The 3551-nt window shown below is 57.6% G+C and carries 5 protein-coding genes and 1 pseudogene; 5 read left to right on the forward strand and 1 reads right to left on the reverse strand.

Features of this window, described 5'->3' with window-relative positions; all coding sequences use genetic code 11:
• Positions 1–264: pseudogene (locus tag ABYM29_RS15220) on the reverse strand (type IV-A pilus assembly ATPase PilB); the annotation flags it as partial.
• Positions 265–498: 234 nt separating this feature from the next.
• On the opposite strand from ABYM29_RS15220, the gene ABYM29_RS15225 reads away from it, so the two are divergent.
• From ABYM29_RS15225 to ABYM29_RS15245, 5 genes are all read left to right on the forward strand, one after another.
• Positions 499–684 carry a prepilin-type N-terminal cleavage/methylation domain-containing protein gene (locus tag ABYM29_RS15225; protein ID WP_372865644.1) on the forward strand — a complete coding sequence of 62 codons (186 nt, stop codon included), beginning with the start codon at positions 499–501 and terminating at the stop codon, positions 682–684.
• A gap of 27 nt (positions 685–711) precedes the next feature.
• On the forward strand, positions 712–1167 hold the full coding sequence (locus tag ABYM29_RS15230) for a hypothetical protein (RefSeq protein WP_372865645.1): 456 nt from the start codon (positions 712–714) through the stop codon (positions 1165–1167).
• Between the two features lie 538 nt (positions 1168–1705).
• Positions 1706–2515: an ABC transporter permease subunit gene (locus tag ABYM29_RS15235; protein WP_372865646.1), complete on the forward strand. Its 810-nt coding sequence runs from the start codon at positions 1706–1708 to the stop codon at positions 2513–2515.
• 1 nt (position 2516) lies between these two features.
• Complete coding sequence (locus tag ABYM29_RS15240; protein ID WP_372865647.1) at positions 2517–3356, forward strand: hypothetical protein; 840 nt, start codon at positions 2517–2519, stop codon at positions 3354–3356.
• Positions 3353–3493 carry a hypothetical protein gene (locus tag ABYM29_RS15245; protein WP_372865648.1) on the forward strand — a complete coding sequence of 47 codons (141 nt, stop codon included), beginning with the start codon at positions 3353–3355 and terminating at the stop codon, positions 3491–3493. The genes ABYM29_RS15240 and ABYM29_RS15245 overlap by 4 nt, the downstream gene beginning before the upstream one ends.
• Positions 3494–3551: the final 58 nt, after the last annotated feature.

Here is a 3551-nt window from a genome sequence, read left to right on the forward strand (position 1 = left end):
GCGACACAGCTTCTCGCTGACCAGGTCGTGCGGCTGGCTGTCCTTGTCGATGGCCCTGAGGTCGCACAGCGGCACGCCGAACTGTTCGGAGGCAATCTCGGCCACCGCCCGGCTGCTGGCCAGCTTGTTCTGCACCAGGTAGGACACCAGCGGGATCTTGTTGCGCAGCGCCTGGGCCTGGGCCTGGCCGGCGGCGCGTTCGTCGAGCAGGTCGGCGTTGACCAGTTGCCGGGCCAGGCCGGTCAGATTCGGAGTGTCGTTCATTGCGCTTCTGCTAATCGAAGGGAGGCGGATGCTGCTGACTTATAGCCTAATCGCGCGCCAAGCCCAAGTGCGGCAGGCCCGCCTGACAAAAAACGTCAGTTGCTGCCGTGTTGGAGGCGGGTGGTTTGTGCTGAGCAGCAAGAGATCCCTTATGCTGCGCGTTCTGCCGAGTTGGCACGCCATCTGCTTTGTCCCTGTCAGGTCGCTGACCTTAACCACAATAGGAGCTTGACCATGAAGTCTCTCAAGAAGCAAAAAGGTTTTACCCTGATCGAGCTGATGATCGTGATCGCGATCATCGGTATTCTCGCCGCCATCGCCATTCCGCAGTTCAATGAGTATCGCGCCAAGGCGAACGATACTGCTGCAACGGCTGACACTAAGAATGGCTACACTTCCGTTGTTTCCAATCTGCTCTAAGTCGGCCGAAGTTTCAGGAGATATATAATGAAAAAGTTTCCATTAGCGGTTGCAGGTTTTTGTGCATTTATGACTGCGGGCTATGCCTCGGCGGTGACTACTGATCTCGCAGCGGGGAATAATGCGATCATTCTCACGGATTGTCCGCTGCTGGCCAATGACATAACGCTCGTGCTCTCTAACAATGTCGTAGGTTCTTTGGCGTGTGAGCCTACTACTTCTGTTGCTGCCATCAGTGTTTGTCACACCAAAGGGCAGAAGAGCTCGCGTAGTGCTGTTGTGACTTTGGAAGACGATGGCGTTACTGTGAAGTGTACAGTGAGTGAGACTGAGACCTGCATTGAGTCTGTTAGCGGTTCAACATTCCCTACCGCCAGCACCGGGTCCGGTCAAGTGACGCAGCAGTATCCGGATACAGAATGCTCGCAAACCGCTGTTACGGCAGTTGCGAATGCGCAGGCTCCTGCTCCCACAGCTCCGTAATAATTAAATAGACTCAGCCTTAAGTTTGCGAGCAAGCTTTTGCTGGGATGGAGGGAGGCGTCTGCCTCCCTCTTTTTGTTTTTTTGGATAAGCAGTTTATTAAAGTCTTTCGTATTTTATGTAATGTTTGGCGGCAGACGATAGTCGTTCAGCAATTTTTTACTGATTGTCGTGTGGCTATCTGCCACCCTTGAGGTCCAATTCAGCGGTAGGCAACAGGCTAGCTGCGCTTTGGAAGTTGGTTTTTCGGTGCGACGCCTGATTTTGTCGTTACTATTGGTGATTTGGGTTTGGGTGCTGTTTTTGCGAGTTGGATTGAGGGGGGGTGCAGTCGATTGTCTATTAACTATTTCGGCTAATAGATCCCTCTATAAATTGTCTTTTCCCTAAGGGGTGTATTACGCCAAAAGTTCTTCCGTGATTTGCCGCGACTTGAATTGTTGTTGCGGTAGTGGCAGTGCAATAGGCTTGAGTGGCGTTGACTCTGTGCCGTTTGCGATAGTACGTTTACCTCCTCATGAATTTGTGATGGCTGCTCATGTTGTATTTCTCTGATTTCTTAGCTGGACTTCGTCTGGCCTTGCGCGCTCGCTACCTGTGGCTGGCTGGCTGTTCATTGCTGGTGCTGGCCTTGGCTGCTTTACTGGCCGCCGAGTTCAGTGGCCGCCAGCCCGCCACAGTGGCGCTGGATGTCGGTCTGTCGGTGATGCGTCTGCTATTGCCGCTGGTGCTGGTGCTGATGACCCAGGAATTGCTCTCCCGCGAATTCGATCGGCGCTACTTCCTCAATTCCCTGACCTATCCGCGTCCACGGCATAAGCTGTTGCTCGGTCGTTTTCTGGCGGTTGTCGCCTTGACCCTTGGCCTGCTGCTGGCCATGGCGCTGCTCTTGGCGTTGCTGGTCGGGCAGGTCGGTCAGGGCTACGCTCAGGGTACGCCGGTGGCACTGGATCACCACTACCTGGTCAGCATTGCCTTTGTCGGGGTGGATCTGTTGCTGCTGACCGCCCTGGCCTGCCTGCTCGCTGTGGTCGCCTCGACCCCCAGTTTCGTCTTGATCGGCACCTTCGGTTTTATGCTGGTGGCGCGCTCTTTCGCTGCCATTATCGAACTGCTCACCCGTAACGCTTTCGTAGTCGGCGATGCCGAGAGTTACCGCGTGGGCGTTGGTCTGCTCGGTTACCTGCTGCCGGATCTCGGTGCGCTGGATGTGCGCATGGTCGCGCTCTACGGCAGCATGGACTTTCTCCCCGCCGACTGGTCATGGCTGCTGCTCTCCAGCCTGGCATATATAGTCGCTTTATTGGCGCTGGCGGTCTGGGCGCTGCAACGCAAGCGGTTTTCCTGATATGCGCGGCCGTTACGTTCCGCTGTTGCTGGCCCTGCTGGGCTTTGCTGTGTTTGCCGGCATCGCCTTCTGGCGTGCCCAACAGCCGCTGTCGCTGGAGCAACCGCGGGTGCAGGATCGGGTGGTGATAGCCGCGCCCATCCTGCTGGCGCTGTACGGCGGTGACCGCTTCCTCGCTGCCGACCTGGAAACCATGCGCCTGGCCGCCACCGGCATACAGGATGGCCAGAGTGATGCCAATTACCTGATCCGTGCCCAACAGATCGTCGCGCAGTTGAATGCCTGCCATGAAGACAACTATTACCTGGCCAACGGCCTGCTCACCTGGGGCGGCGCGGTCAGCGAGGGTAATCAGGTGCTGCGTGCGGCGGTGCAGTGCCGTACCTGGGACTTTGTTCCGGCGTTTTTCTATGGCGTCAACCTGGCGTTCTTTCAGCGTGATATAGCCGAAGCGCAACGCGTACTCGAACTGGGCGCGCAGCGCTCGCCGCAGAATGCCGCAGGCCTGCGCAAGCTGGCGGTGATGCTGCAGGCGGAAACCTTCGCCGATGAACAGCTGGCCCTGGACTACCTGACCCAGCAGCGTGACGCCGCCGGCGACCCCAAGCTGCGCGACATGCTCGACAAACGCGTCGTTCGCCTGCAAGGGCTGGTTACCCTGCGCGAGGCGCAACGCCGCTTCGAGGCCAACAATGGCGCGCTGGTCAGGCTTGAGCAACTGGTCGAAGCCGGCCTGTTGCCAGTCTTGCCGGATGATCCGCTCAGGCTCGGCTACGAGTTGCGCGAAGGGACAATCATCTTGAAGAAACTGAAAATCGCCGGCATGGAGGATCAGTCGTGAGTGCTGCACTGGAATTTCATGGCGTCAGCCAGACCTTTCGCGTCAAGGGCAAGGCGGTGCAGGCGCTGCGCGAGGTCAGCTTCAGCCTGGCCGAGGGCGAGGTGTTCGGCTTCGTCGGGCCCAACGGCGCCGGCTAGTCGACCACCATCAAGGTCATGCTCGACATCATCAACGACTACCAGGGTCGGGTCAGCC

Origin of the sequence: Spongiibacter sp. (genome assembly GCF_041602295.1) — a bacterium.
Taxonomy (GTDB): Bacteria; Pseudomonadota; Gammaproteobacteria; order Pseudomonadales; family Spongiibacteraceae; genus Spongiibacter.

Excerpts from the sequence above, each read along its gene's own strand:
- ABYM29_RS15225 (WP_372865644.1), top strand. The coding sequence starts at position 499 with ATGAAGTCTCTCAAGAAGCAAAAAGGTTTTACCCTGATCGAGCTGATG.
- ABYM29_RS15230 (WP_372865645.1), top strand. The coding sequence starts at position 712 with ATGAAAAAGTTTCCATTAGCGGTTGCAGGTTTTTGTGCATTTATGACT.
- ABYM29_RS15235 (WP_372865646.1), top strand. The coding sequence starts at position 1,706 with ATGTTGTATTTCTCTGATTTCTTAGCTGGACTTCGTCTGGCCTTGCGC.
- ABYM29_RS15240 (WP_372865647.1), top strand. The coding sequence starts at position 2,517 with ATGCGCGGCCGTTACGTTCCGCTGTTGCTGGCCCTGCTGGGCTTTGCT.